The sequence below is a fragment of the Bradyrhizobium sp. NBAIM08 genome, from assembly GCF_020193935.1.
Taxonomy (GTDB): domain Bacteria; phylum Pseudomonadota; class Alphaproteobacteria; order Rhizobiales; family Xanthobacteraceae; genus Bradyrhizobium; species Bradyrhizobium yuanmingense.
Window position 1 is genome coordinate 1 of the sequence record NZ_JADYVR010001383.1, and the last position, 380, is coordinate 380.

The following is a 380-nucleotide window of genomic DNA, read 5'->3' on the forward strand; positions in this document are numbered from 1 at the left end:
GCAGTCTCCCGACGCGGCGGCGACGACGCGCTCGGCCTCTTGGCCCTCGGCGTACCGCTGCTGCACCGCGATCGCCCCGGAAAAGGCGAGCACGACGGCGATGCAGGCCGCACCCATCGCATAGGTGCGCGGCAGGGTCCGCACGAGCCCGCGCTTGCCGCGCAGGCGATCCTCGACGTATGTCTTCGTCAGCCCGGCCAGCACAATGGTGATGCCGACCATGAGGACTTTGACCGGCCAGAACACCGTCTCGCCCAGAGCGAAAGGCGCGATGATGATCATCGGCCAGTGCCAGAGATAGACGGAGTAGGAGATGTCGCCGAGATATTGCACGGGCCTCGGGCGGAACGCCGCCGTCGGCGACCCGCGCAGCCCATCGG

The 380-nt window shown here is 68.4% G+C and carries 1 protein-coding gene; it reads right to left on the reverse strand.

All coding sequences use genetic code 11. The features are described 5' to 3' along the window. The coding region (locus tag I6F37_RS45040) for an acyltransferase family protein (protein ID WP_368736851.1) at positions 1 to 333 on the reverse strand (333 nt) is incomplete at its 3' end. Between the last annotated feature and the right edge of the window lie 47 nt (positions 334 to 380).